The sequence below is a fragment of the Methylibium rhizosphaerae genome, from assembly GCF_006386545.1.
Lineage (GTDB): Bacteria > Pseudomonadota > Gammaproteobacteria > Burkholderiales > Burkholderiaceae_C > Pseudorivibacter > Pseudorivibacter rhizosphaerae.
On record NZ_SWAR01000027.1, the window covers coordinates 29,770 to 52,391 of the forward strand.

The 22,622-nt window shown below is 70.0% G+C and carries 14 protein-coding genes; 4 read left to right on the forward strand and 10 right to left on the reverse strand.

The features are described 5' to 3' along the window. Positions 1–101: 101 nt before the first annotated feature. The 3 genes from E8D38_RS28365 to E8D38_RS18570 all read right to left on the reverse strand — a co-directional run bounded on the left by E8D38_RS28365 (position 102) and on the right by E8D38_RS18570 (position 3,498). The gene (locus E8D38_RS28365; protein WP_181179239.1) at positions 102–269 is read right to left on the reverse strand and encodes a hypothetical protein; all 168 of its coding nucleotides are present in this window, start codon (positions 267–269) and stop codon (positions 102–104) included. Next, on the reverse strand, positions 266–1,450 hold the full coding sequence (locus E8D38_RS18565) for a PepSY-associated TM helix domain-containing protein (protein ID WP_140634251.1): 1,185 nt from the start codon (positions 1,448–1,450) through the stop codon (positions 266–268). The genes E8D38_RS28365 and E8D38_RS18565 overlap by 4 nt, the downstream gene beginning before the upstream one ends. A gap of 167 nt (positions 1,451–1,617) precedes the next feature. Continuing rightward, positions 1,618–3,498, reverse strand: a complete 1,881-nt coding sequence (locus tag E8D38_RS18570) for a PAS domain S-box protein (protein WP_140634253.1) — start codon at positions 3,496–3,498, stop codon at positions 1,618–1,620. A gap of 165 nt (positions 3,499–3,663) precedes the next feature. Between E8D38_RS18570 and E8D38_RS18575 the strand changes: the two genes are divergently transcribed. The 3 genes from E8D38_RS18575 (at position 3,664) to E8D38_RS18585 (ending at position 8,362) form a co-directional block, all read left to right on the forward strand. Next, positions 3,664–5,007, forward strand: coding sequence for a TAXI family TRAP transporter solute-binding subunit (locus tag E8D38_RS18575; RefSeq protein WP_140634256.1), 1,344 nt, complete (start codon positions 3,664–3,666; stop codon positions 5,005–5,007). A gap of 66 nt (positions 5,008–5,073) precedes the next feature. Continuing rightward, complete coding sequence (locus E8D38_RS18580; RefSeq protein WP_140634258.1) at positions 5,074–6,441, forward strand: NAD(P)/FAD-dependent oxidoreductase; 1,368 nt, start codon at positions 5,074–5,076, stop codon at positions 6,439–6,441. A 103-nt stretch (positions 6,442–6,544) separates the two neighbouring features. After that, entirely contained in the window at positions 6,545–8,362 is a 1,818-nt protein-coding gene (locus E8D38_RS18585; protein ID WP_140634261.1) for an aminopeptidase P family protein, read from the forward strand. A gap of 38 nt (positions 8,363–8,400) precedes the next feature. Here the strand turns inward: E8D38_RS18585 and E8D38_RS29365 are convergent, their stop codons facing one another. From E8D38_RS29365 to E8D38_RS18600, 3 genes are all read right to left on the reverse strand, one after another. Then, positions 8,401–9,981: a methyl-accepting chemotaxis protein gene (locus tag E8D38_RS29365; RefSeq protein ID WP_140634263.1), complete on the reverse strand. Its 1,581-nt coding sequence runs from the start codon at positions 9,979–9,981 to the stop codon at positions 8,401–8,403. A 237-nt stretch (positions 9,982–10,218) separates the two neighbouring features. Then, the gene (locus E8D38_RS18595; RefSeq protein ID WP_140634265.1) at positions 10,219–11,004 is read right to left on the reverse strand and encodes a LytR/AlgR family response regulator transcription factor; all 786 of its coding nucleotides are present in this window, start codon (positions 11,002–11,004) and stop codon (positions 10,219–10,221) included. Continuing rightward, on the reverse strand, positions 11,004–12,080 hold the full coding sequence (locus E8D38_RS18600; protein ID WP_140634267.1) for a sensor histidine kinase: 1,077 nt from the start codon (positions 12,078–12,080) through the stop codon (positions 11,004–11,006). Before E8D38_RS18600 ends, E8D38_RS18595 begins: the two co-directional genes overlap by 1 nt. A gap of 164 nt (positions 12,081–12,244) precedes the next feature. On the opposite strand from E8D38_RS18600, the gene E8D38_RS18605 reads away from it, so the two are divergent. Continuing rightward, the gene (locus tag E8D38_RS18605; protein WP_140634269.1) at positions 12,245–12,874 is read left to right on the forward strand and encodes a YitT family protein; all 630 of its coding nucleotides are present in this window, start codon (positions 12,245–12,247) and stop codon (positions 12,872–12,874) included. Between the two features lie 16 nt (positions 12,875–12,890). Here E8D38_RS18605 and E8D38_RS18610 read toward each other — a convergent pair whose 3' ends face one another. From E8D38_RS18610 to E8D38_RS18625, 4 genes are all read right to left on the reverse strand, one after another. Next, the gene (locus E8D38_RS18610; protein WP_140634271.1) at positions 12,891–15,077 is read right to left on the reverse strand and encodes a C1 family peptidase; all 2,187 of its coding nucleotides are present in this window, start codon (positions 15,075–15,077) and stop codon (positions 12,891–12,893) included. An 81-nt stretch (positions 15,078–15,158) separates the two neighbouring features. After that, positions 15,159–18,008, reverse strand: a complete 2,850-nt coding sequence (locus E8D38_RS18615; RefSeq protein WP_140634273.1) for a zinc-dependent metalloprotease — start codon at positions 18,006–18,008, stop codon at positions 15,159–15,161. A 272-nt stretch (positions 18,009–18,280) separates the two neighbouring features. Next, positions 18,281–19,945: an energy-dependent translational throttle protein EttA gene (ettA, locus tag E8D38_RS18620; protein WP_140634275.1), complete on the reverse strand. Its 1,665-nt coding sequence runs from the start codon at positions 19,943–19,945 to the stop codon at positions 18,281–18,283. Positions 19,946–20,092: 147 nt separating this feature from the next. After that, positions 20,093–22,618: an ATP-binding protein gene (locus E8D38_RS18625; RefSeq protein WP_140634277.1), complete on the reverse strand. Its 2,526-nt coding sequence runs from the start codon at positions 22,616–22,618 to the stop codon at positions 20,093–20,095. Positions 22,619–22,622 lie beyond the last annotated feature (4 nt).

Below are 22,622 nucleotides of genomic sequence, written 5' to 3' on the forward strand. Positions count from 1 at the left end.
TCTCCTGTTGGTGGTTGCAGGCTGCGGATTGTCGCGGTCCTGCAAGACCTTGCGCGCAATGGAATGGAAGAGGCGAAAGGAAGAGGCAGGCGCGGGCGGCTTCAGCGCCCCCAGATGTGGCGCGCCGCCACCAGCACCGGCAGGCCCAGGCCCGCCCAGGACAACGCGTCGTAGGCACCGTCGCCCACGAGGGCCGACAGGAGCCCGATCGCGCTCACCACCCCCAGCAGCAGCGGCCAGCCCCACAGGCGGCGGAAAGCGGGCGTCATTCGAGGCCTCCCCGCGCCTGCGACGGCTGCCCGCGCAGCGGCGCCGGGGCCCGCGGCTCGATCACCGCGTCGGCCTCGTCGGCCAGGCTGCGCGGCTGGCGGCGCTTCAGCCACAGGTACAGGCCGCTGCCGAGCACGACGATGGTGGCGATGTCGAGCAGGGCCCACAGGATCTGCATCGGCATGCCGCCGTAGTCGCCGAAGTGCAGCGGCTGCGACACCAGCAGCGCGGTCAGGTACCAGGGCAGCTCCACGCTGGCGGTCAGCTTGCCGTTGCCGGCGTCCATGAGCACCGGCTTCACCAGCCGCGAAGTCAGCGGCTCGTTGCCGCGCATGAAGATGGTGTAGTGGTGCGGGCTCGAGAAGTCGGTGCCGGGGAAAGCCACGAACGACAGCGTCTTGTCGGGCTCGGCCTCCTGCGCCCGCCCGAACGCCTGCTGCAGCGACGCCAGCCGCTCGGGCACCTGGTGGTCGCGGTAAGGCGCCAGCAGCGTGGAGAGCTGGTCGTACTGCCAGTACTTGATCAGCAGGTCGGCCCAGGTGTTGATGACGCCGGTGAAGCCGACCACCAGGGCCCACACGAGCGTCACGATGCCCAGCAGGTTGTGCAGGTCGAGCCACCTGATGCGCGGCGTGCGTTCGCGGCGCACGGTGCCGAAGTCGAGCTTGCGCATGAAGGGCGCGTACAGCACCACGCCCGACACGATGGCCACCACCAGCAGCAGCCCCATCAGCCCGAGGAACAGCTTGCCCGGCAGGTCGGCGAACAGGTCCACGTGCAGCTTGAACATCACGTACATGAAGCCTTCGTTGAACCTGGGCTCCGCCAGCACCTGCGCCGTGCGCGCATCGACCGCCACCGTCTTCTGGTTCTTGTCGTCCAGCGGCGTGTCGCCGAGGGTGACGTACCAGAACTTGTCGTCGTCGATCTCGCGAGACAGGAACTGCGGCGCCTTGCCGGGGTGCCGCGCCTGCGCCACCGCCATCACGTCGTCGAGGCTCGCACGCGGCGTCCCGGCGGGCATCTCCGGCGCCTCGACTTCGGTGCCGAGCAGGTGGCCGATCTCGTGGTGAAAGATGAGCGGCAGGCCGGTGAGGCACAGCAGCAGCATGAAGACGGTGCAGACGAGGCTGGACCACTTGTGGATCCAGGCCCAGGTCTTGACGGTGGTGCTGGTCATCGCATTCCTTTGCCGTGCTGACGACACACGGGGGGACGAGGCGAAGGGTCTCTCCTCGTCAAAGAGGGCGAATGATAATGATTTGCAATTGCATATTGCAAGACAAGATGCCGGGGAGGCATCCGGCTCCGCAACCCGGACGGTCGGCGGTGCGAGGGGGGGAGGCGTCAGCCCAGCCGGCCGGCGCGGCCCAGCTTGACCCAACGGGCCAGCACTTCCACCAGCCGGGCCGGCTCGATCGGTTTGGCCAGGAAGTCGTTCATGCCCTGGGCCAGTGCCGTGTCGCGCACCGACACCAGCACGTCGGCCGTCAGCGCCACGATCGGCAGGCCGGCGCCGCCGGAGCGGGCGCGCAGGGCTCGGGTGGTGTCGATGCCGCTCATGCCGGGCATGTGCAGGTCCATCAGCACCACGTCGTAGCGTTCGCCGCGGCGTTCGGCCTGGTCGACGGCGGCGAGCGCATCGGCGCCGCCCACCACCCGTTCCACTTCGGCGCCCCACTGCTGCAGCGTGGCCTCGGCCACCAGCGCATTCACCGCGTTGTCCTCGACCAGCAGCACCCGCGCCCCGTGCAGCTGGGCGGCCGGGTCGGCGCTGCGGCCGTTGAAGCCGCTGGGCAGGCGCGCCAGCGGCAGCGGCAGCTCGGCCCAGAGCAGGCTGCCGCGCCCGGCCTCGCTGCTCGCGCCCACCTTGCCGCCCATGAGTTCGGCGAGCCGGCGGCACACGGCCAGGTCCTGCGTGGCCGGCTCGATGCCGCTGCCGGTGTCGCGCACGACGATGCGCACCCGGTCGCCCGACGCACACGAGAGCTCCAGGCTCACCCGCCCGCGTGCGGTGAACTTGAGCGCATTGCTGATGAAGCTGCTGACGATCTGGCGCAGGCGCACCGCGTCGCCCCGCACCCAGGCCGGCACGCCGGCCGCGATGCCGATGTCGAATTGCAGGCCTTTTTCCGCCGCCAGCTCCGCATAGGCGCCGTGCGCCTTGCGCATCAGCGCATGCAGGTCGAAGTCGACCGCTTCGATGCTGAGCTGGCCCGCCTCGATCTTGGAGACGTCGAGGATGTCTGAGATGACGCCGGCCAGCGCCTGGGCACTCGACTGGATGCGCTCGAGGTAGTCGCGCTGCACCACGGGGTCGAGCCCCGGGGCGAGAGCCAGCCGTGCCAGGCCCAGCAGGCCGTTGAGCGGCGTGCGGATCTCGTGGCTGGTGTTGGCCAGGAACTCGCTCTTGGTGCGGCTGGCCGACTCGGCGGCTTCCTTCGCGGCCGCGAGCGCCAGCTGCGCCTCGCGCTCCTGGGTGATGTCCTCGACGATCCAGATCGTGCCGCCGCTGCCCGGCCGGTTGGGGTCCACGGCCCGCGCACGGATGCGCGCCCAGAACAGGCTGCCATCGCGCCGGCACATCTGGCTCGACATGTCCAGCGGCTCGCCGCCGGCCAGCACCGGCGCGGCGATCCGGCCCATCTCTGCATACGCCTCGGCCGAGGGCCACACCGCGCTGCCCGGCCGGCCGATGATCTCGCCGTGCGCCCAGCCGAACATGGCTTCGAAACGCGGGTTGACGTGCTGGAACTGGCGCTCTCGGGTGAAGGCGATGCCGACCATCGCGTTGTCGAGGATGGCAGCCATCTGCAACCGCTCGATGTCCTGCGCGGTCACGTCGCGCATCGAGGCGACCAGCAGCGTGTGCTCGCCCTCGTGCACCACCGTCGCCGAGATGCGCAGGTTGATGGCGCGGCCGTCGCGCGTGCGGAACTCGGCGGCCCAGTCGTTCACGGTGCCCTGAGACCTGAGCGCCTCGATGTAGCGACGGCGCTCCTCGCCGTGGCCCCACAGCCCCACGTCCACCGCCAGGCGGCCGACCAGTTCATCGCGCGCGAAGCCGGTGAGCCTCACGAAGCCGTCATTGACCATCAGGAGCCGGCCGGAGTCGAAGTCCGTCACCGTGATGGGGTCGGGGCTCGCCTCGAACAGGCGCGTCAGCATGGCCACGCTGGAAAGCGAGGCCGGGCTGCGTTCAGGGGCTGCGGAAGCGGGCGGCGTCACGGTAGCTGCCCATTAAATCGGCGTGCCGCGCGCATCACAAGCCGCTCCGTCGCGCGACAGCGCTGTAGCGTGCATTGCGCCACAGCTCGCCGGCAGGGTGGCCGGCGATCGGCTCTGCGCCGCTCCGCGGTATCGTGCTGGCTTTGCACCCGCCCCCTCGCCCGCATGCCGAAAGTCCTGCGCCACACCCTGCTGTCCGTGCGTGACCTGCTGGTCACCGCCGGCCCCTTCCTCTTGCTCGCGCTGGCCCTGCTGGCGCTGGCCTACTGGGCCCTCGACCCGACGCCGCCGCGTCGCGTGGTGCTCGCCACCGGGCCGGACCAGGGCGCCTACGCCGAATTCGGCCAGCGTTATGTCGAGCACCTGAAGCGCTTTGGCGTGACGGTGGAGCTGCGCAAGACGCAGGGGTCGGCCGAGAACCTGCGGCTGCTGCGCGAGGAAGACTCTGGCGTGGACTTCGCCTTCGTGCAGGGCGGCGCCGGCCGCCTGCACGAGCCCACCGAGGAAGCGATCGAAGGCCTGCTGACGCTGGGCAGCCTGTTCTACGAGCCGGTGTGGCTGTTCTATCGCGAGGCGGTCGCGCAGGAGAAGCTGCAGCAGCCTTCGGTCACCGGACTCACGCAGCTGAAGGGCTGGCGCATCAACATCGGCGCGCCCGGCAGCGGCATCACCAACCTGATGCTGCGGCTGTTCGACACCAACGGGCTCGACGCCGGCGACCTCACCGTGTCCCGGCTCGAGCAGACGCCCGCAGTGATGGCCTTCCTGGCCGGCGAGATCGACGCGCTCGTGTTCGTGTCGGCGCCCGAGTCGCCGATGGTCCAGATGCTGCTGCAGACGCCGGGCGTGAAGCTGCTCGACTTCGCGCAGGCCGAGGCCTATTCGCGCCGGCTGCCGGCGGTGGCGCCGGTGACCCTGCCGCGCGGCGTGATCGACCTGGCCAAGGACCTGCCGCCGGCCGACGTGCGCCTGGTGGCCCCCACGGCCATGCTGGTCGCACGCGAGGATGCCCACCCGGCGCTGCAGCAGCTGTTCGTGCAGGCAGCCCGCACCATCCACGGCCAGCCGGGCTGGTTTGCCCGCAAGGACGAGTTCCCGTCCACCCGCAACACGGTGCTGCCGGTGTCGAAGGAGGCACAGCGCTACTACGAGTCGGGCCCGCCCTTCCTGCAGCGCTACATGCCGTTCTGGGTGGCCAACCTGGTCGACCGCATGTGGGTGGTGCTGGTCTCGCTGATCGCGATCCTGATCCCGCTGTCGCGGGTGGTGCCGCCGCTGTACGAGCTGCGCATCCGGTCGCGCATCTTCCGCTGGTACGGCCGGCTGCGGCAGATCGAGGAGAACCTCACCGACGCTCAGGCCGACCGGGCGGCGCTTCTGAAGGAACTCGACGAGCTGGACGCGAAGGTGGAGCGCATCGCGGTGCCGCTGTCGCATGCGGACGAGCTGTATGCGCTGCGCAGCCACATCGAGCTGGTGAGGAAGAAGCTGGGGGCGCTCGCGGGCTGAAGCCGGATGCTGCGCCGCACAATCCGCCCCGGAGGCTGGTGTAAAAAGCACCCGAGGAGAAAAGAGATGCAAGCACCCCCCGTCCCCATCAAGACCGAGCGTCCCCGGGTCGTCGTCATCGGCTGCGGCTTCGGCGGCATCGAGGCCGTGCGCAAGCTGTCGAAGGCGCCGGTCGACATCACGCTGATCGACCGCACCAACCACCACCTGTTCCAGCCCCTGCTCTACCAGGTGGCGACCGCCGGCCTGCCCGCGCCGGCCATTTCCGGCCCCATCCGCCACATCCTGCGGCACGAGATCCAGCGCGGCAACCTCACCGTACTGCTGGGCGAGGTGATGGACATCGACGCGCGCGCCCGCTGCGTGGTGCTCGACGGCCAGGAGCATGTGCCCTACGACGCGCTGATCGTGGCCACCGGCGCCACCCACAGCTATTTCGGCCATGACGGCTGGGCTGCCTATGCGCCGGGCCTCAAGACGCTGGCCGACGCATTCGACATCCGCCGGCGCCTGCTCACCGCCTTCGAGCGTGCCGAGCGCGAAGGCGCCGAATCCCCGGTGCGGCAATCCTGGCTCACCTTCGCGGTGGTCGGTGCCGGGCCCACCGGCGTCGAGATGGCGGGCACCATGGCCGAGATCGCCTATCACACGCTGCCCCGGGAATTCCACCGCATCGACTCGCGCCAGGCCCGGGTGGTGCTCATCGAAGGCGCGCAGCGCGTGCTGGGCGCCTTCCCCGAAGACCTGTCGGCCAAGGCGCACGAGCAGCTGCGCACTCTGGGCGTGGAAGTGCTCACCGGCGCACGCGTCACCCACATCGACGCGCAGGGCCTCAGCTATGAAACCACCGCGGCCGACGGCAGCGTGGAAAAGCAGGTGCTGCCGGCGCGCACCGTCATCTGGGCCGCCGGCGTCGCCGCTTCGCCGCTGGGGCGGGCACTCGCCAACAGCACCGGCTGCACGCTCGACCGCGCCGGCCGCGTGGTGGTGGAGCCCGACCTCAGCGTGCCGGGGCATCCCGAGATCCAGGTGGTGGGCGACCTGGCCGCCGCAAAGAGCTACCCGCCCAAGGGAGAACCCACCGCGGTGCCCGGCGTGAGCCCCGGCGCCAAGCAGATGGGCCGCACGGCCGCCGCCAACATCCTGCGCCGGCTGAAGGGCGAGCCCACCCAGCGCTTCCGCTACATCGACTACGGTTCGCTCGCCACCATCGGGCGCCGGCGCGCGGTGATGATGATCGAGGTGCCGGTGCTCGGCCACGTCAAGGCCAGCGGCTTCCTGGCCTGGCTGTTCTGGCTGTTCGTGCACATCTACTTCCTCATCGGCTTCCGCAACCGCATGGTCGTGTTCATGGACTGGGCCTGGGCCTACTTCACGTCGCAGCGCCATGCGCGGGTGGTGCCGGACCCCATGCCTTCCAAGCGGAGCCCGTAGGCGGCCCACGGGCAAGGGGGAAAACCGGCCCCTAGAATCGACCACCCCTGTCGATCACCCCCGAGGCGCCCTTACCCATGGCGCCCGCCGCCGGAGCCTCACCATGGACACCCGCACCTCCCCCATCCGTCCCCGACTGGCTGCCCTGCGCGATGCGATGTCGCGCCATGGCATCCATGCCGTGCTGGTGCCTTCGAGCGACCCGCACCTGTCCGAATACCTGCCGGGCCGCTGGCAGGGCCGCGAATGGTTCTCCGGCTTCACCGGCTCGATGGGCACCCTGGTGGTGGCCCAGGACCGTGCGGCACTGTTTGCCGACAGCCGCTACTGGGTGCAGGCCGAGGCCGAGCTGGCGGGCAGCAGCATCGACCTGGTGAAGATCCCGACCGGCGCCTCGTCGGCCCATGTGGACTGGCTCGCGGCCAACGTGCCGGCCGGCCGGACCGTGGCGGTGGACGGCGCCACGCTGGGTCTGGCCGCCGCGGTGCAGCTGCGCGCCGCCCTGGAGCGCGCCGGCGTGCAGCTGCGCACCGAACTCGACGTGCTGGCGGAAGCCTGGCCCGAGCGCCCCTCCCTGCCCACTGCGCCCGTCTACGAACACCGCGCACCGCATGCCCCGCTGCCGCGCGCCGCCAAGCTCTCGCACGTGCGCGAGGCGATGGCGCGCCACGGCGCCACCCACCATTTCGTGTCGACGGTGGACGACATGGCGTGGCTGTTCAACCTGCGCGGCTCCGACGTCAACTACAACCCGGTGTTCCTGGCACATGCGCTGATCTCGCGCGACGCCGTGCTGCTGTTCGTGGGCGAAGGCAAGATCGACGCGGCACTGGCCCAGGTGCTGGCGACCGACGGCATCGTGATGCGGCCCTACGGCGACGCAGCGGCGGCACTGGCCGCGCTGCCGGCCGGCAGCGCCCTCCTGCTGGACCCGAAGCGGGTGACCCTCGGCCTGCGCGAGGCGGTGGCGCCGCAGGTGAAGGTGGTCGAGGCCATCAACCCCTCGACGCTCGCCAAGAGCCGCAAGACCGAAGCCGAGGCCGCCTTCGTGCGCGAAGCCATGGAGCGCGACGGCGCGGCCATGTGCGCCTTCTATGCCTGGCTCGAGCAGGCGCTCGGCCATGAAGTCATCACCGAGCTCACCATCGACGAGCGTCTGAGCGCCGAGCGCGCGAAGCAGCCGGGCTTCGTGTCACTGAGCTTCAACACCATCGCCGGCTTCAATGCCAATGGCGCCATGCCGCACTACCGCGCCACCCGCGAGTCGCATGCGGTGATCTCGCGCGCCGGCGGACTGGCGGCGCAAGGCCTGCTGCTCATCGACTCCGGCGCTCAATACCTGGGCGGCACCACCGACATCACCCGCGTGTGGCCCATCGGCACGCCGACGGCCGAGCAGCGGCGCGACTACACCCTGGTGCTCAAGGGCACGCTCGCCCTGTCGCGCACGCGCTTTCCGCGCGGCACGCTGTCGCCGATGCTCGATGCGATCGCCCGCGCCCCGCTGTGGGCCGAAGGGCTCGAATACGGCCACGGCACCGGCCATGGCGTGGGCTACTTCCTCAACGTGCACGAAGGCCCGCAGAGCATCTCGAAGGCGGTGCCCGACGCCCACATGGCCATGGAGCCGGGCATGATCACCTCCATCGAGCCGGGCCTGTACCGCCCCGGCCAGTGGGGCATCCGCATCGAGAACCTGGTGCTCAACGTGCCGGCCGGCAGCACCGAGTTCGGCGAATTCCTCGCCTTCGAGACGCTCACGCTGTGTCCCATCGACACGCGCTGCCTCGACCGTTCGCTGCTGCGCCAGGACGAGGTCGACTGGCTCAATGCCTACCATGCCGAAGTGCGCCGCCGCCTGTCGCCGCATGTGAGCGGCGATGCGTTGCGCTGGCTCGAAACGCGAACCGCCCCGGTGTGAGCGGGGCGGTCGGTTTCCGGCGCGTCGGCTGATCGGGTTCAGACTGCCATCGCCATCTCTTCGCGGTCCAGCCGGAAGGCGCGCACGGTGGCGGTCAGGCGGTGCGCCTGTTCCTTCAGGCTCTCGGCGGCCGCCGCGCTCTCTTCCACCAGCGACGCGTTCTGCTGCGTCATCTGGTCGAGCTGGGTGACGGCGGTGTTGACCTGGCCGATGCCGTCGCTCTGCTCGGAGGCGGCGGCGGTGATCTCGCCGATGATGTCGTTCACCCGCGCCACGCTGGCCACGATCTCGGCCATCGTGCTGCCCGCGTCCTGCACCAGCCGCGAGCCGGCTTCCACCCGCTCGACCGAGGCGCCGATCAGGCTCTTGATCTCCTTGGCGGCCTCGGCGCTGCGCTGAGCCAGGCTGCGCACCTCGCCGGCCACCACCGCGAAGCCGCGGCCCTGCTCGCCGGCACGGGCCGCTTCGACTGCGGCGTTCAAGGCCAGGATGTTGGTCTGGAAGGCGATGCCGTCGATCACACCGATGATGTCGGAGATCTTCTTCGAGCTGGCGGTGATCTCGTCCATGGTGTTCACCACCTGCGACACCACCTCGCCACCCTTGGCGGCCGACGCCGACGCGGAAGAAGCCAGCTGGTTGGCGGTGCGGGCCGAGTCGGCGGTCTGCTTCACCGTGCCGGTGAGCTGCTCCATCGAGCTGGCGGTCTGCTGCAGGTTGCTGGCCGTCTGCTCGGTGCGGCTGGACAGGTCCTGGTTGCCGGTGGCGATCTCGCTGCTGGCAGTCGAGATGGACTCGGCGGACTGCCGGATGTCGCCCACCAGTTCGCGCAGCTTGTCCTGCATGAGCGCCACCGCCTGAAGCAGGCGGCCGATCTCGTCATGGGTGCGGATCTCCACCTGGTTCGACAGGTCCCCCGCGGCAATGCGCTCGGCCAGCTGGATGGCGCTGCCGACCGGCACGGTGACGGCCCGCGTCAGGCGCCAGGCCAGCACGGCCCCCAGCACCAGGGCACCGGCCGCGGCGGCCAGCGTGACGAGGCGGGCACGGGTCTGGCTGGCGCTCGCGCCGGCCTGCGTGCTGGCGTTCAGGTCCATCTCCAGCTTCACCAGGTCGCCCACCGCCTTGCGCCAGCCCTCTTCGGCCGGGCGCACCTTGCCGGTGAGCATGAGGGTGGCCTCGATGTTGGCGCCTTCCTTGCCGTGGCGCGCCGCCTCCTTGACCAGCGGAATGGTGCTGGCCGCGTGCGCCTCGATGGCCTTCTGCAGCTTGCGTTCGTCTTCGGTGACGCCGGCGTCGGCCTCCATCGCGTCGGCCAGCGCCTTGGCGGACTTCTGGTAGCGGGCGATGGTCAGGTCGAGCTGGGCGACTTCCTGGTCGATCTCCTTCACGTCGGTCAGCAGTGTGATCGAGCGCGTACGGATCGCCATCTCGTTGATGTCGCCCATCAGCTGGTGCGCGAACTCGGTCTTCGGGTTGTTGACCTCGACGATGCGCGTGAGCCTGCCGCCGATGTCGGCGATGCTCATCCAGCCGATCCCGGCGATGGCGAGCACGAGCGCGAGGATGACCGAGAAGCCGAAGACCAGGCGTTGGCTGAGTGTGAGTTGTCTCTTCATGGGGTGCCTTGCTTTGCGCTTGGAACGTTGTTCGATGGCTATCCGATTCGAATAGGAACGAATCGATTCTTGCGAGCGGACTCCCTGACCAGCGATCGGAATATCGGCACCACTTCGGGGCTACTTGAGGCTTGGCCCTCCGGACAAACCCTTGTGAGTAGTGACTGGTGACCTGTGACTTGTGACCGGTCACCAGTCACAGGTCACTGGTCACTGGTCACTACCTGGAAGACCCACTCACATTTGCCGGAACAGGTGCACGTAGCTGCGGCTGACGGGCAGCACCTCGGTGCGGCCGCTGAGGTGGACCTCGGCGGTTTCGTTGGGGCCGCGCGTGACCTGCGTCACGCTGCGCAGGTTCACGATGGTCGAGCGGTGGATCTGCACGAAGCGCTCGGGGTCGAGCTCGTCGGCCAGCTCGCGGATCGACTTGCGGATCAGCGCCTCGCCGCCTTCCCACACGACCAGCGTGTACTTCTCGTCCGAGCGCAGGTAGAGCACCTGCTCCACCGGGATGAGCCGGATGCTCTGCCCGACCGAGGCCTTGATCCACTGCAGCCAGGCCCGCTTGCCCGGCTCGCCCTGCTGCTGGCGCATCCGCGCGGCCAGCTGCTCGATCACCGCGTCGAGCCGGTCGTCCGCCGCCGGCACGGCCGGCGCCTCGAGCCGCTCGCGCAGGCGCTGCACGGTGTCGGCCAGCCGCTGTTCGTCGAACGGCTTGACCACGTAGTCGATCGCGCCCTGCTCGAAGGCCTGCACCGCGTATTGCTCGTAGGCGGTGATGAACACCACATGGGCGCGCCGCGCCACCGCGCGGGCCGCCTCGATGCCGTTGACGCCGGGCATGTGGATGTCGAGGAACAGCACCTGCGGCGCCTGCTCGTCGAACAGCTCGATGGCCTCGCGCCCGTTGCGGGCCTCGGCCACCACCTCGAGCTCGGGCCACAGGCGCGCGAGCAACAACCGCAGCCGCTCGCGCAGCAAGGGTTCGTCGTCTGCAATGAGCGCGGTGGTGGTGGCCATCAGTCGGCAGGGAAGACGATCTCGGCCCGCACGCCCGACGGCGTGTGCTCCGACAGCTCCACCTGCGCGCGCGGGCCGAAAAACACGGTCAGCCGCTCCCGCAGGTTGGCCAGGCCGGTGCCGGGCCGGGCAGTGTCGCGCAGGCCCACGCCGGTGTCGAGCACCCACACCCGCGCACCGCCGCCCTCGCTGCGCGCACCGATCTCGATGCGCCCGCCTTGCTCGCTGGGGTCGATGCCGTGGCGGATGGCGTTCTCCACCAGCGTGAGCAAGGCCATCGCCGGGAAGCGCAGGCGGGCCAGCTCGGCCGGCAGGTCGATCGAATAGCTCAGCCGGTCGGGCATGCGCAGGTGCATCACTTCCAGGTAGGCACGCACCAGCTCCGTCTCGGCGGCCAGCGTGGAGCCGCTTTCGTCGCGCAGGCGGGGCATGGCCGCACGCAGGTAGGCGATGAGGCTGCGCAACACCGGCGCCGCGCGCGGCGAGCCGGTTTCGACCAGCGCCTGCACGTTCGCCAGGGTGTTGAAGAGGAAGTGCGGCTCGATCTGCGCATGCAGCGCGCGCAGCTGCGCATCGAGCGCCTGGCGGGCCAGCGTGCTGCGCTCGAGCTCGAACTCCAGCGCCTGGGCATGCATCTGCGCATCGCGCTCGCGGTACAGCGCCCCGAGCGTGAGCAGCAGCCCCACCACCAGGCTGGAGCCCGCGATCCACAGGAAGCCGGACAACAGGCCCTCGTGCTGCAGCAGCCGCGACACGTCGCCGCCCACGAACATGACGTACAGCGCAAACGTCGCCAGCGGAGCGGCCAGCCCCACCGCGATGAGCTGCATCACCCAGCGCGGCACCAGCGTCTGCGGCCAGTTGCCCGCCAGCGTGAAGGCCAGCAGCAGCGCCATCGAGATGACCAGGGTGCGCCCCAGCAGGATGGGGAACGGCGTGATGAAGATCGGGTTGAGCGCAAACGCGACGATGGTGCCGAGGATCAGCGCGATGGTGACGCGGCGGCTGTTCAGGCCGGCCAGCCAGCCGGTCCTGCGCCGCGCCGCCGGAGCCGTCGAAGGAGAAGAAGGGTTCATGACGGGAGAACGATACCGGCGCGGGCAGCGGGCTCCAAGTGCGCCCGGGCCCTGGTGCGATGAGCGACGGAAATCGGGGCGCAGGCTGCGGCAGGCCCTGCCGCGGGCGCGGGCTGCGCGCCCGCGGCGCCCGCACTGGCATGGTTCCTGCGCAGCGCACCGGCATGGACTCCTCTTCCCCACCCGTCATCGACCCATCGGTGCGCACGCACACGGCGTTCGAGGACGCCCAGGCGCTGTTCACCGGCGTGCTGTTCGTATCGCTTGCGCTGATCCTTTTCGCGCAGGTCGGCCTGCTCACCGGCGGCACGGCCGGCGCGGCCTTCGTGCTGCACTACGCCACCGGCATGGGCCTGGGCCAGCTGTTCTTCGTGATCAACCTGCCGTTCTACTGGTTCGCGTGGCAGCGCATGGGCACGGAGTTCACCCTCAAGACCTTCCTCTCGGTCAGCCTGCTGTCGCTGGTCACCGAGTTCTCGCCGCGCCTGTTCGCCATCGAGCGCATCCACCCGGCCTATGCGGCCGTGCTGGGCGGCCTGCTGCTGGGCTCGGGCTGCCTGTTCCTGGCGCGCCACCGCGCCAGCCTGGGCGGCGCCACCATCGTGTCGCTCTACCTGCAGAAGGCGCGCGGCTGGCGCGCGGGCAAGGTGCAGATGGCCATCGACTGCGCCATCGTGCTGCTGGCGCTCGGGGTGGTGGAGCCCACGCGCGTGGCCTATTCGGTGCTGGCCGCGGTGGTGATGAACCTGTTCATCGCCATCAACCACCGGCCGGGCCGCTACGCGGTGCTGTGAGCCGCGGCATGCCGCATCAGACCGCGCGGCTGCGGTGGATGAACTCGACCACGCGCCGCTGGGTGCCCGGGTCGTTGTCGAAGCCGCCGTGCGTGCTGCTGCCCACCGGCGGCCCCGCCTCACCCGGCAACGCGCCGCCCGGCGATGGCCACACGCCGATGCGCCGCCGCGTGGCGGCGTCGAGCCCGCGCCAGTAGGCATTGAAGAACTTCTCCATGCCCAGGATGGGCCGGGTGGTGCCCGAACGCAGGCCGAAGTAGTCGGGCTGGCCGAGCACCGGGCGCAGGTCGCCGGACTCGAAGGAATCGGACACGAGGTAGAGCAGCGAGCGGCGGTAGGGTCCGCAGGTCGGGTCGTCTTCCTCGGCCCGGTCGGTCAGGTGGAACTGCTGGAAGCGCTGGATGTCGCCGCGGTCCAGGTGCGGGCGCACCAGCTCGTCGAAGGTCTCGACGCGCACGGCCGGCGCCATGAAGCTCACCGACTCCCATTTCATGACCTGCCGGCCCTCCGGGTCGCGGTGCAGCGCGTCGATCAGGTAGCTGGCCACGATGCTGCCGGCCGAATGGCCCACCAGGTGCATGCGCACCTTCTTGTTGGCGATGTTGTGCTTGAAGTGCCTGTACAGCAGCACCGCACCCGCCTGGGCGTCGTCGGCCACGTGGTCGCGGTAGGTGCTCATGGCCTGCGCGTTCTGCTTCATCTCGCCCCAGAGCTCGGAGCCGGGCCGGGCCAGCGTGCGCTCGAGCCTGCGGTTCCACCAGCGCTCCACGCTCTCGCCGAAGCCCACCGAGCGCGGCACGCCGCGTATCGCGTCCTCGAGCCGGTTCATCACCGTGGACAGGAAGTCGGTCTCCCACATCAGGAAGATCGGGAAGACCTGCGCCTCGTAGAGCATCGGGATCCACTCGGCGGCGATGCGGGCCGCGCCCTCCTCGCCCACCAGCCCGCCGTGCGCATAGACGCACACGTCGACCACCTCGTTCTGGAGCCCCCAGCGCCTGCGGGCTTCGGCCAGGTGCACGTCGACGATGGCGCGCACGTCGTCGGGCGTGGTGCGGAAGGTGCCCGCGGGGCTCAGTGCGCCGTTGTTGCCCATGTCGATGATGAAGGGCGACAGCTCGCGGTTGCGCAGCACCTCGCTGGCCGACAGCGAAACGCGCCCGTCGCGCTCGCGCAGCGAGATGCTGTGCGCGATCTCGCTGTGCTCGCGCGTCACCACCCCCAGCTGCGCCACCCAGCAGTCCATCGCGTTGCGCAGCCAGTCGTCGTAGGTGAGGATCGCGTAGCCGTGCGAGCCCCAGTCGGTGCCCCAGCTGTTCTGGATCAGGAAGCCGCGCTCGTTGTAGCCGACGATCGCGAACGCGTGACCGGGGTGTTCGGCGTGGCCGCCCTGCACCGGAATGGACCAGATCCTGTCGTCGAAGGAGGTGGGCCGGGTCTTGCGCCGGTCGGCCTTGACGCCGGCGTCCCAGCCGGAATGGCAGCCGCAGCTCGCATACAGGATGCCCACCTCGTTGAGCGCGGCATGCATGTCGATGATGTTCTTCACCTCGATGCGGTAGTAGGCGCCCAGCGGCCGCGTCACCGCGTCGAACCACCAGTCGTCTTCCACCTTCGGCGCAGCCGCGGGCATCTCCAGCCCGGGAAACAGCTTCGACGAGCAGGCGCCGTGCTTGAACCAGCCCTTCAGCGCACCGCGCAGGCTGGAGCCTTCGTCGGCCACCGAGCCGGGGAATTCGTCATAGCGCCGCGCCATCGAGTACAGCATGTACGGCGAGATCGACGGCTTGCGCTCGCGCCCGGAGCTGCGCAGCAGGTGCTGCACCACCAGCGCCAGCGCAAAGCCGGTGCAGGCCTTGGTGTCGGCCTGGTTCAGCACCTCGAGGCCGTGCCTCGGGAACAGCTGCAGCTGCGGCGTCACCGAGACGGCCGGTCGGAACGGACGGTCGCGAAAGTCGATGGAGTCCGGCCGCGCCACCCGCAGGAAGGGGCTCTTCTCGCGCGTGCGCTGGTCGGCTGCCTTCTCGCCCGCCGCCTTGGCCTTGCCGGTTTCCTCGGCTTCGAGGGCAACCGAGGCGCCAGGCGGCAGCGGCACTGCCGGTCGCCCGGCCCGCGGGCCGGTCACCGCCAGGCCGGTGTCGGACCTGGGTCGCGACTTTGCGGCCTTCTTGCCGGCCGCACGGGCACTGCTGCTGGTGGCCATGCCGTCCTCCTCGCTGCGCGATGGGCGGCATGGTTCAACGCGCGCACGGCGCGGTCAACCCCCAATGAGTGGAGGCCGCTCCTACGCGCCTGCGCGCTGCAGCTTGGCTCCGAGTGCTTCGCTGAGCGAATCGGCGCTGTCCTGCAGGTGGGCGCGCGCCTCGGTGCTGAGGCCCGGGCGGCCCGAGGCCGCGTTGATGCGCGCCAGCAGGGCACGGGCTTCATGCCGCAGCAGGCTGCGCGCGTCGGCACGGGTCAGTGCACCGGGGCGCAGCAGCAGGCCGCTCAGCCGGTTGAGGTGCTCGCGCTGCAGCTCGCGGCGCAGCGCGGGGATGTCGGCGCCGCCGGCCAGCTCGCTCCAGATGTCCTTGCTCAGGCGGCCGTACAGCTCCGAAAGCGGGAAGGCATCGCCGCGGCGGGTCGCCTTGGCTTCGCTGTCGAGCAGGCGCACCGCCAGGCCGTCGCTCATCAGCTGGCCGAGCAGCGTGCGCTGCATGTCGATCACCAGCTGCGACGGCGAGAAGTCGGTCGCCACCGCCAGCTCCCCTGCGAACACCGCGTCGGTGCGCTCCAGGTAGTCGGGCGCCAGGCGGCGCTGCAGCGAGGGCGACACCTTCAGGCTGTCGGCCGCGAGGAGGCCGCGGGCCAGCACGTCGAGCGCTTCGCGCTGCGTGGCGGCCGGCACCGGCGCCAGCGGGTCGCGGCCGCTGCCGGGGAAGTCGCGCAGCGTGCGCACGCCGCCGATCTGGCGCGTCAGCACGCCGGCCGCACGGGCCACGTCGCGCAGCGCATAGCTCACCGAGCGGCGCAGCACCGAGTAGTCCTCCTGCGGACGCAGCTCACGCTTTTCCTGGCGCGCCAGCAGGTCGCGGGCGATGTCGAAGCGCTTCTTCGCAAAGCCCAGCACGTCGGCGCCCAGGTCGAAGTGGATGGCCTCGGGATCGACGCCAAGGAAGTTGTCCTCGTCAGTGCCGTAGGCCAGCAGCGGCTCGGCGCTGCGCCCGGCAATGCGCTTGAGCTCGGCCTCCTCCTTTGCCGGATCGATCGGCTTGTAGGCGTATTCGATGGCCCAGTAGTCGTAGGGGCCGAGGGTGAGCTGCGAGGCGGTGCCGGCCTTTTCGCCGGGGCGCGGCAGGTTGAACGGCGCGTATTCCATCACCGAGCCGGTGATGCCGTGCTCGCGGGTGAAGGCCTCGTCGGCCAGCTGCTGCTCGGTGTACACGCGGGAGGCACGGAAGTTGTGGCGCAGGCCCAGCGTGTGGCCCACCTCGTGCATGGTCGTGTCCTTCAGGTAGTCGAGCACGAACTGCTGCGCCAGCGGGCTGTCGGGTGCCAGCTCGCCGCGTGCGGCCAGCACGTCGAGCAGGTAGCCCAGCTGCTCGGCGGCATGGTCGGCATACAGGCAGCTGCGCGCGTCATGCGCATGCCCGGCCTGCTGCGGCGAATGTGCATCGGCGGCAGCGGCCTGCGGCAGCTGCATCAGCGAGGGCCAGTCGGTCGCCACGCGGCCCAGGATCTGGGAGCGCACCGCCCGCACCGTGCGCGAAGACAGGCTCTCGAAGCCGATGTCCGCATCGAGGATCTCGCCGCTGCGGGGATCCACATGGCTCGGGCCGATGGCACCGAACTGCGGGTTCGCGTTGGTCATCCAGCGGATCGAGGCCACGTCGGCATCCAGCGTGTCGAAGTCGGCGTCGTCAGGCTGGACCTTCACGACCACAGCGTTCTTGAAGCCGACCTTTGCGAACGCCTTGTTCCACTCCAGCACGCCGGCCGTCATGGCCTCGCGATACTTCTCGGGCACGGTACGGTCGAGCCAGAAGGTGATCGGCTTGACCGGCTCGGAGATGTCGGCCTGCGGGTCCTTCTTTTCCAGCCGCCAGCGGTTCACGAAACGCTGCACCGGCGTGCGGGCGAGGTCGTTGCCGAAGTCCTGGGTGTTGGTGGTGAAGTAGCCCACCCGCGGATCGGCGGCGCGCGGCGTCATCGGCACGTCGGGCAGCTTGACCAGCGAGTAGTGCAGCTGGAAGAACATGCTGCGCGCATCAGGCAGCGTGCGCGGTGTCGAGGGGCCGGTGGTGCCGGGCGCCGGGCTGGCCAGCGGCAGCGCGATCGACGAGGTGGCGTAGTGGTTCTGCGTCTCGAACACCACCGAGTCGGCCTTGCCGCGCACCTTCAGGATGGCCGAATGCCGGCTGTCGAAGCCGTAGTTCTGCCGGTAGGTGCGGGCCAGCCACTGGCCGATGCCGAGCATGTCGCTCACGAACAGGCCATTGGCCTCGATGAGGATGGACTTGCGCTCGGGGTGCGGCTGGCTGGCCACCGTGGCGCTGCCCAGCAGGCTGGGCGAAAACGCCGCGCTGACCGCGCGCCCCTCGGGCGTGCCCGCCTTGGCCACGAAGCCCGCATTGCGCGCGATGAGCTGCACCTGGTTGTGGATGCGGCGGAACTCGACCAGCTGCTCTTCGGTGGCCGCCGCGCGCATCGACATGCTGCCGCCGTACAGCCCGTTCTCGCCGATGCCGCTGGCCAGCTTGGGCGACAGCAGGAAGGGCTTGCCCAGGTCTTCGGCCTTCAGTTCGATCCAGACCTTTTCATCCTTCTGCCACAGCGTGAACAGGCCGTCGACCTTCTTCGCGTCCCGCACGACGGTGGCAAAGGCCGGCGGCGAACCGGGCGGCAGCGGTGCCGCCGGGCCGGCAGCGGTCGACGGGGCCGATGCCGCGCCGGCCGGTGCGGCCGCTGCGGCGGCGCCATTGCCGGCACCGGCAGCGGCGGCCTGCGAACCGCCCAGGTGCGTGGGTGGCACCGAAGCGGGCGGCGACGCCTGCTGCGTGGTGGCGCAGCCGGCCAGCAGCACGGTGCCGAGGGCGATGGAGACGGGCGAAAGCGGGAACGAAACAAGGCGCGAAAGCGCAGCACGCGGATTCATGGTCGAAGACGGCCCTTCTGGAACGGCACCAGCCCGTGAAAGCAGGCTTTGCGCCAGGCAACGGCAGGCCGCTGTCGCCGCCCCCGCTGTGACCCGTCAATGGTGTCGGAAAGCGGGCAAAGGTTTCATCGGTAAACACCCCGGACCGCGTGCAGATGTCGCGGGGCCGCGAACCGTTGCAAGTGTGAACGGCGGCGCAAAAGAAAAAGGGAGGCGAAGGCCTCCCTTTTCGGTGGATGGCCGCCCTGCCGGCGGCTCAACCGGTCATCACTTCACTTGATGTTCTTGAAGCGCAGGCGGTGCGGCCGGGCTCCTTCCTCGCCCAGGCGCTTCTTCTTGTCTTCTTCGTATTCCTGGTAGTTGCCGTTGAAGAAGTACCACTGAGAGTCGCCCTCGGCCGCCAGGATGTGGGTGCAGATGCGGTCGAGGAACCAGCGGTCGTGGCTGATCACGAGCGCCGAGCCGGCGAATTCGAGCAGGGCCTCTTCCAGCGCACGCAGGGTTTCGACGTCGAGGTCGTTCGAGGGTTCGTCCAGCAGCAGCACGTTGCCGCCCTTGGCCAGCGTCTTGGCCAGGTGCAGGCGGCCGCGCTCGCCGCCCGACAGGTTGCCCACCAGCTTCTGCTGGTCGTTGCCCTTGAAGTTGAAGCGGCCGATGTAGGCCCGGCTGGGCATCACGAACTGGCCGACCACGATGTTGTCCAGGCCGCCGGAGACGTCTTCCCACACCGTCTTGTCGTTGGCCAGCTCCTCGCGGCTCTGGTCGACGAAGGCCAGGCGCGCGGTCTTGCCGATGGCCACCTCGCCGCCGTCGGGCGTTTCGGTGCCGCGGATCATGCGGAACAGCGTGGACTTGCCGGCGCCGTTGGGGCCGATGATGCCGACGATGGCACCGGCGGGGATCTTGAAGCTCAGGTTGTCGATCAGCAGCCGGTCGCCGAAGCTCTTGGTGACGTTCTTGAACTCGATGACTTCATTGCCCAGGCGCTCGGCCACCGGGATGAAGATTTCGTTCGTCTCGTTGCGGCGCTGGTATTCGACGTCGGACAGCTCCTCGAAGCGGGCCAGGCGCGCCTTGCTCTTGGCCTGGCGGCCCTTGGCGTTGGAGCGCACCCACTTGAGTTCTTCCTTCATCGCCTTGATGCGGGCGTCTTCCTTCTTCTGCTCGATCTCCAGGCGGCGCTCCTTCTGGTCGAGCCAGTCGGAGTAGTTGCCCTTCCAGGGGATGCCCATGCCGCGGTCGAGTTCCAGGATCCACTCGGCGGCGTTGTCGAGGAAGTAGCGGTCGTGGGTGATGGCCACCACGGTGCCCGGGAAACGCTGCAGGAAGTGCTCGAGCCACTCCACCGATTCGGCGTCCAGGTGGTTGGTGGGTTCGTCGAGCAGCAGCATGTCGGGCTTGGACAGCAGCAGGCGGCACAGCGCCACGCGGCGCTTCTCGCCCCCGGACAGCACGCCGATCTTGGCGTCCCAGGGCGGCAGGCGCAGCGCGTCGGCGGCCAGCTCGAGCTGCAGGTCGGTGTTTTCGCTGCCGGCTGCGGCGATGATGGCCTCCAGCTCGGCCTGCTCGGCCGCCAGCTTGTCGAAGTCGGCATCGGGTTCGGCGTATTCGGCGTAGACCTCGTCCAGCCGCTTCTTGGCAGCCAGCACGCCGCCGATGCCCTGCTCCACCGCTTCGCGCACGGTCTGCTCGGGCTCGAGCTGCGGCTCCTGCGGCAGGTATCCGATCTTCAGGCCCGGCATGGGCACGGCTTCGCCTTCGATCTCCTTGTCGATGCCGGCCATGATCTTGAGCAGCGTGGACTTGCCCGAGCCGTTCAGGCCCAGCACGCCGATCTTGGCGCCCGGGAAGAACGACAGCGAGATGTCCTTGAGGATCTGACGCTTCGGCGGAACGATCTTGCCGACGCGGTTCATGGTGTAGACGTATTGCGCCATGTGCGAGCTCTGGGTAGGAAACGGGAGGGGCGGCGTTTCCGGCCTGGGGAGCCGGACCGGGCCGGCAGGGGCCGGTTGCCGCAAGATGGGGCCGATTATCGCCCCTGCGCCGATCGGCCGCTTCCGGCGCGGCCTCGAGCCGGCGCGTCAGGCTTCCACGCCGCTCGCCGCCCGGACGATCGCCGCCGCCAGCTGCTTGGCGCTCACCGGCTTGGAGACGTAGTCGTTCATGCCGGCGGCGAGGTAGGCCTCGCGCTCGGCCACCATCGCGTTGGCAGTGAGGGCCACGATGGGCAGGCGCCCCGCCGCCCCCGGCAGCTCGCGGATGCGCCGCGCCGCGGTCTCGCCGTCCATGCCGGGCATCTGGATGTCCATGAGCACCAGGTCATGGTGGCCCGACTTCACCCGCTCCACGACGTCGAGCCCGTTGTCGACGATGTCGACGTGGTGCCCCATCTGCTCGAGCAGCGCCCGGATGACGATCTGGTTCACCTCGTTGTCCTCGGCCACCAGCACCCGCAGGCCGCCGGCCATGTCCGGCGGCACCTCGGCCAGCGTGTCCTGCGCCTCGGCCGGCAGGCTGGCGCGCGCCAGCGGCACCGACACGCGGAAGGTGCTGCCCTTGCCGAGGTCGGTTTCCACCGAAATGCGCCCGCCCATCAGGTCGACGATCTCGCGGCAGATGGCCAGCCCCAGGCCGCTGCCGCCGTAGCGCCGCGCGGTGCCGCTGTCGGCCTGGGTGAAGCGCTGGAACAGGCGCGGCAGGCTGTCGGCGTCGATGCCGATGCCGGTGTCGCGCACCGCGATGTTGAGCTCGACGCGCCCGTCGGCGAGCGCACGCTGCGACACCTGCACGCAGACGCTGCCCTGGTCGGTGAACTTCACCGCGTTGCCCACCAGGTTGAACAGCACCTGCCGCAGCCGGCTCGCATCGCCCTGCAGCACCGCGGGCACGTCGGCGGCCGACTCCACGGCCAGGGCCAGGCCCTTTTCCTGCGCGCGCACCGACAGCGCGGCCACCACCTCGGACACCAGGCGCTGCGGCTCGAAGGGCGCCGCCTCCAGCTCCATTCGGCCGGCTTCGATCTTGCTGAGGTCGAGGATGTCGTTGATCAGCGCCAGCAGGCTCTTGCCCGAGCTGTGGATGGTCTGCGCATAGCTGCGCTGCTCGTCGGTGAGTTCGGTCTTGAGCAGCAGGCTGTTCATGCCCAGCACGCCGTTGAGCGGGGTGCGGATCTCGTGGCTCATGGCGGCCAGGAACTGCGACTTCGCCAGGTTGGCCGCCTCGGCGTCGGTCTTGGCCCGCGCCAGCGCACGCTCGGCGGTGGTGATGTCGCGGAACACGCCGACCACGCCGCCGTCGGGCGTGCGTCGCTCGATGACATGGATCACCGTGCCGTTGGCGAGCTCCATCTCGCACATGCCCGAGCCGCTGCGGTGCAGCGACAGCCTGGCCTCGCGCCAGGCGGCCCGCTGCGCGGCGTCGCCGTCGGGCACGGCGCCCACGACGGCCGCATCGACCAGCGCCTCGAAAGGCACCCCCTGGGCGATGACGCCCCGCAGCCACGGGAACATCTCGAGGTAGCGATCGTTCCAGGCCACCACCCGGTCGGCGGCATCGCACAGCAGGAAGCCGTCGGCCATGGCGCCCAGGGCGCGGTCGAGCGTCTTCTTGGCCTGCCCGATCTCATGCCGCGCCAGCGCCAGCCTGCGCACCTGCCACTGCAGGGCGGCGCCCGCCAGCAGCAAGACCGACACGAACGCGGCTGCGGCCAGCATGATGCGGCGCTCGCGCACCCGCCAGTCGGCCAGCACCTTGTCGAGCGGCACGCTGGCGGCGATCAGCACGGTGCGGTACAGCGTGGGTCGAGCCACCACGATGGAGTCGCTGCCGTCCAGCCGCCCGGCCACGCGGTGCGCCTCGCCGCTGGCAAAGCCGATGTCCAGCGGCGGCGACAGCAGCGTGCCGAGCTTGGCGTCGACCGACGGCAGGCTGGTCAGCAACTGGCCGTCGCTGCGCTCGAAGGTGACGGTGAGGCCGGGGATGTCGCTGCCCTGGCCCAGGATGTTGGCGATGAGCACCAGCGGCACCTCGGCCACCACCACCATGCGCTGCTGCCCCGGCAGGGTGACCGGCCGGGCGAAGTACAGCGCCCGCTCAGTGGTCGCGAAGTTGACCAGCGGCTCGCTGATGACCAGCGCCGGCGCCGTCTGGCCGGCCACCGCATGCAGGAAGCTGCGCGGCAGCGGCATGCCCAGCCGTTCGGTGTCGCGGCGGGCGGCCACCAGCACGCTGCCTTCGCTGTCGACGAGCGCAAGGTCGCGCAGCAGCAGGTTGCGGTTGACCTGGCTCTTGAGCAGGCGCGACGCCACGGTGCCATAGATCGCGCCGCCTTCGTCCGAGGCCGGGCGCAGCACTTCGGCCATGTCGGCCAGCAGCAGGTCGATGCCGATGAGGGTGCGGTTGAGCGAGGCCTCGGCTCCCGCGACGAACCGCACCGCGCGCGCCTGGCCCTCCGAGATCTCATGCTCCCGGCCGCGCTCCAGCAGCAGGGCCATGGCGAACAGCGTCGCGCCGCTCAGCGCCAGCACCGCCGCCCAGATGAAGGCGGCCACCCGGCGCGCATGGCGTGCCCCGGGTGCCGGTGAGGTGCGTGCGTGCAGTTGGTTCATGCGT